Annotated in this window: 7 protein-coding genes; 4 read left to right on the top strand and 3 right to left on the bottom strand. The window is 76.3% G+C overall.

Going from position 1 to position 4,560, the window contains the following annotated elements; translation table 11 throughout:
- The first annotated feature begins 191 nt into the window (after positions 1 to 191).
- The 3 genes from GTR02_RS20015 to GTR02_RS20005 all read left to right on the top strand — a co-directional run bounded on the left by GTR02_RS20015 (position 192) and on the right by GTR02_RS20005 (position 2,019).
- Positions 192 to 677, top strand: coding sequence for a GNAT family N-acetyltransferase (locus GTR02_RS20015; protein ID WP_166609240.1), 486 nt, complete (start codon positions 192 to 194; stop codon positions 675 to 677).
- Positions 678 to 772: 95 nt separating this feature from the next.
- Positions 773 to 1,429 (top strand): nucleoside/nucleotide kinase family protein, encoded by a 657-nt coding sequence (locus GTR02_RS20010; RefSeq protein WP_205709683.1) that lies wholly within the window; start codon positions 773 to 775, stop codon positions 1,427 to 1,429.
- Between the two features lie 86 nt (positions 1,430 to 1,515).
- Complete coding sequence (locus tag GTR02_RS20005; RefSeq protein WP_166609238.1) at positions 1,516 to 2,019, top strand: GNAT family N-acetyltransferase; 504 nt, start codon at positions 1,516 to 1,518, stop codon at positions 2,017 to 2,019.
- 9 nt (positions 2,020 to 2,028) lie between these two features.
- On the opposite strand, the gene GTR02_RS20000 is transcribed toward GTR02_RS20005, so the two are convergent.
- Entirely contained in the window at positions 2,029 to 2,754 is a 726-nt protein-coding gene (locus tag GTR02_RS20000) for a nucleoside/nucleotide kinase family protein (RefSeq protein ID WP_166609237.1), read from the bottom strand.
- Positions 2,755 to 2,801: 47 nt separating this feature from the next.
- Entirely contained in the window at positions 2,802 to 3,422 is a 621-nt protein-coding gene (locus tag GTR02_RS19995; RefSeq protein ID WP_166609236.1) for a hypothetical protein, read from the bottom strand.
- A gap of 188 nt (positions 3,423 to 3,610) precedes the next feature.
- Here GTR02_RS19995 and GTR02_RS19990 point away from each other — a divergent pair, with 188 nt between their 5' ends.
- Positions 3,611 to 4,285 carry a methyltransferase domain-containing protein gene (locus GTR02_RS19990; RefSeq protein ID WP_166609235.1) on the top strand — a complete coding sequence of 225 codons (675 nt, stop codon included), beginning with the start codon at positions 3,611 to 3,613 and terminating at the stop codon, positions 4,283 to 4,285.
- Between the two features lie 7 nt (positions 4,286 to 4,292).
- Here GTR02_RS19990 and GTR02_RS19985 read toward each other — a convergent pair.
- On the bottom strand, positions 4,293 to 4,560 hold a 268-nt coding region (locus GTR02_RS19985), incomplete at its 5' end, for a hypothetical protein (protein WP_166609234.1).

Here is a 4,560-nt window from a genome sequence, read left to right as displayed (position 1 = left end):
CCTCCCGTCCCGCACCACCCGCCCCGACCCGCGCCTCGTGCTGCGCCCCCTCGCCGACCTCGACGTGCGCCGCAGCATCGACGTCCTGGCGCGCCCCGAGGCCCTCACGCGCCGCGGGGTCCGTGAGGTGCTGGCGTTGCTGCAGGCCGTCACCGCCACCTGACCTGCGTCGTCGTCGTTACCGTGGCCCCGTGCCGACCCTGGTGACCCGCCGCTTCACCCCCGCGGAGGCGCTCTCGGTCGCCGCGTGGACCTACCCGCCCCCGTTCGACCTGTACGACGTCGACCCGGCGAAGACGGAACTGTTCACCGCGCGCGACGCCGAGGGCCTCGGCTGCTACCCGGCGGTCGACGGGGACGGGACGGTCGTCGCGTTCTGCGTCCTCGGCCCGGAGGCCCGCGTCCGCGGCCAGCGACCCGAGGACGGAATTCTCGACGTGGGGCTCGGCGTGCACCCCGCTCAGACCGGTCGCAGGATCGGCTCCGATCTGGTCGAGCAGGTCGTCACCCTCGCTCGCGACCTGGCGCGCCACCGTCGCCTGCGCGCCGCGGTCGCCACCTTCAACGAGCGCTCGCTCGCGCTGTGCGACGCAGCGGGGTTCGTCGCAGTCCGGGACTTCACGGGGCCCGGCGACCGGACGTTCCGCGAGTTCACTCGGGCCCTGAACCCGCGCTGACGGCGACGACGACGCCCGCGGGTCCTCGCGGCGGAGCGCAGCCAGGCGACCGTCGCCACCCTGCCGGGCAGACTGTCCCCGTGCTTCGAGCCCCCGTGAGCCCCGCCCGACGAGCGCTCCTCGAGCAGCTCGCCGAGGAGGTCGACCACCTGCCCACGGATCCCTACGTCCGCGTGGCCGTCGACGGCGTGGACGGCGCCGGCAAGAGCGTGTTCGCCGGCGAGTTCACGGCCGCCCTCCGCAGCCGCGGGCGCGACGTGGTGCACGCCTCGGTGGACGGCTTCCACCACCCGCGCGCCGTGCGCCACGCCCGTGGGCCGGGCGACCCGGAGGGTTTCTACCGCGACTCCTACGACCTGACCGCGCTGCACCACGAACTGCTGGCTCCCTTCGCTCCCGGAGGCCACGGCCTGCACCGCGTCCACGTCTTCGACGTCCGCGACGACACTCCGGACGTCGCCGACCTCGCGCAGGCGGCACCGGGCACCGTTCTGGTCGTCGACGGGATCTTCCTGCACTGTCCGGAACTCCGGGGGCACTGGACCTGGTCGGTCTGGTTGGAGGCCGATCGGGCGACCACGCTCGAGCGGTGCCGGGTGCGCGACGGTTCCGGCTCCGCGGACCCCGGCGACGCCGCGAACCGCCGCTACGTCGAGGGCCAGCGGCTGTACCTCGACGAGGCGTCGCCGCAGGATCGAGCCACCCACGTGGTCGTCAACGACGACCTCGCGCACCCCGTGCTGCGGCGGTGACGGCCGCGACCACCCGACCAGCATCGCGGTCGGTGAGCCGACCGATCCGGTCCGGCCCGGGCGTCCCGGCGTGGCACGATCGCGCGGTGGTCGTGGTGAACCGGGCGGCGGGCAGCGAGTGGCGACTCGTGCGGGCCGCGCGGCTCGACGCGCTGGCCGAGGCTCCGTACGCGTTCGGCTCGACGCTGCAGCGGGAACTCGCCGTCGGCGAGGCGGTGTGGCAGCAGCGGGTGCAGGACGGGACCTGGTTCCTCGCCCGGGACCACGGCGAGGTCGTCGGCCTGGCCTGCGCCGTCACCGAGGAGGCCCGGCCGCGGCAGCGCCGGCTGGAGGCGATGTGGGTCCGGCCGCCCCACCGGGGTGGCGGAGCGGCCTCGTCGATCGTGGCGGCGGTCGTCGACTGGGCACAGGCCGAGGGCGCGCAGGCCGTCTGCCTGTGGGTCGCCGACGGCAACCCCCGCGCGCGCCGCTTCTTCGAGCGGTGCGGCTTCGCGGCCACGGGTCAGCGGCGGCCCCTCCCGAGCGCGCCCGGGGTGGCCGTCGGGGAGTGGTGCCGGAGTGTCGGCCGGGCGACGGTCGAGGACAGCTGACCGTCGTCGTCACGGTCGGCGGACGAGGAGGACCGGCGCGTCGAGGTCGGTGTTCTCGACGAGGACGTCCGCCCGTCCCGGAGCGTCGGCGACTGAGAGGTAGTGCGCCTCGGCGACGTGGTACCGGTTGCGGTGCAACGCCTCGGCTTCCGCGGCCCCCTCCCGGTCGGTGTCACGGGCGATGCCGCGGCGCAGGGCGTCCTCCGCGCCCACCTCCAGCCAGATGCGGTAGTCCCAGAGTTCGTCGATCTCCGGGCGGAAAGCGAACACCGAGTCGACGACGAGCACGGTGTCGTCGAGCAGCTCGACGCGGGTCGAGCGGTGGTCGACGCCGGTCAGCGGGTCGTGCCCGCACAGGGTCACCCGCCCGCTGCCGCGCGGGCCCGCCGGCGTCAGGAGCTCCGCCCGCACCGCGGCGAGGTCGTAGGCGTTCTCGTAGTAGCCGCGGCCGGACGTGCGGTCGTACCCGTGCTCGCGCGCGTGGCGCCACGGGTGCTTGAAGTCGTCGAGCGACGCGCGCGCCGTCGACCGGCCACGGGCTCGCAGCTCCGCCGCGAGCTCGTGGCCGAAGGTCGTCTTCCCGGCTCCGCTGCGACCGTCCACGGCGACGCGCAGCCGACCCGGCGACAGCCCGTCGACGGCCTCGGCCACGCGGGCGACCACGCCCCGGCGGCCGGGCGACGTGCGGCTCGGGACGGGCTGGCACCACGTCGAGACGGACTCGAAGGAGGTCACGGCCGCGCCACCGTGGACGGGAGAACCACCCGCACCGCCGGGGACGGTCACGCGAGTGCGGCGACGACGGGGTCCAGGAAGCGCTCCACGGCACCGGGGTCCAGGAGCAGGCGGGTGCTCACGAGGACCTGCTGCCCGTCGAGGACCCACCCGACGGGTTCCGCCAGCGGCAGCAGGCGCAGGTGCAGCGCGAAGGGGCGCACGGGGCGGCCGAGCCGCTGCTCGAAGCCGTTGACGAAGTGCGTCAGGTGCAGGGGATCGCGGCCGCCGCGCGCCAGGCGGCCCACCTGCACCTCGGCCCTCGCGGCGTCCACCCACCGCGCGGCGTCGCGGTGGTGCCGCTCCGCCAGGGCCCGGACGGCCGGCAAGTCCTCGAGCCCCCGCCAGTCCGGCGGTCCGGGGGGCAGGGGCTCGGCGTCCGAGGGCCCCACCGGCGGGCCGTGCAGCGCGCGCGCCCACCACTGCGGCCACTCGCTCACGGCACGGCTCAGCTCGGCGGCGGCGTCGGCGTCCGCCCCGACGGTCACCTCCGGCCAGAGGTCGCCGACGTCCGGCTCCCCGACCACGAACGGGCGCAGACCCGCCGCGTCCCGCACGTAGAGGGCCGTCGCCAGGTGCCGGTCGAGGTTCTCGCGGATCTGCCAGCTCATCGAGCCTGCGGTGCGCACGCCGCCCACCCTCCTCCCCGGCGGCAGCGGCAACAAGGACAGCGGTGGACGGACAGCGGTGGACGGACAGCGGTGGACGAGGACAGCGGAGACGGGGAGGACACCGCCACCGCGGTGCGGCCTTGTCGGGCGCCTGCCCCCCGTGCTGAGGTGCTGCGAGGACCGGACGCGGCAGGGAGGGGACGACCGTGACCCCCCTCGCCGCCCGCGTGCTGGCGTGGTGCGACCGGTGGATGGACGCGCACCCGTGGGACCACAACGCCCACCACCACGGCTGGATCGGGCGCCGGCTGCCGGCCCACGCGGGGCACGCCCTGGACGTCGGCTGCGGTGCGGGCGAGCTGGCGCGACGGCTCGCGGCGCGCGCGGACCACGTCACCGCACTGGACGCCGACCCGGCCACGGTCGCGACCGCCCGGCGCCTGTCGGCCGGGGTGGCGAACCTGGACCTGCGCTGCGCCGACCTGCTCACCGCGGACCTGCCGGGCGGCTACGACGTCATCACCGCCGTCGCCGTCCTGCACCACGTCCCGCTCGAGACGGCCCTGGTGCGGCTGCGGGACCTGCTGGCCCCGGGCGGGACGCTCGTGGTCGTCGGCCTGTACCGCGAGGAGGTCCTGAGCGACCGCCTCCTGAGCCTCGCCGCCGTCCCGGCGAACCTCGTGGTGGGTGGGGTGACGACGTGGCGACGGGGAACGGCCGCGCGCCCCGTCGCCATGACCGCTCCGACGTCGCCCGCGACCACGACGCTGCGCGAGGTCCGCGAGGTCGCGCGCCGGGTGACGCCCGGGGCCGCGCTGCGGCGGCACCTGTTCTGGCGGTTCTCGCTCGTGCACACCGCACCGCGCACGGCGGCGGCCTGACGCGGCGTCAGCGCTCGCCGGGCCCGCCCGCCGGGGCGTCGGGAGGCGGTGCGGCCGCGCGGGTGGACGCGCGCCGGTCGCGCCGGTGCAGGTAGGCCAGGAACACCAGGCCGATGACGATGCCCGCGACGCACGACCCGAGCCAGCGGCCCTGCCCCGTGTCCCGCACCTGCGGCACCGCGAGCGCCACGGCGAGCAGCACGGTCCACACGAGCAGCCCGATCGCGGCGGCCCGGCGGTCGTCGGTGCGGGCATCGTCATCGGCCTGGTGTTCC

The sequence above is a fragment of the Kineococcus siccus genome (assembly GCF_009906795.1).
GTDB lineage: Bacteria > Actinomycetota > Actinomycetes > Actinomycetales > Kineococcaceae > Kineococcus > Kineococcus siccus.
This window is presented reverse-complemented; position numbering and strand designations above follow the sequence as displayed.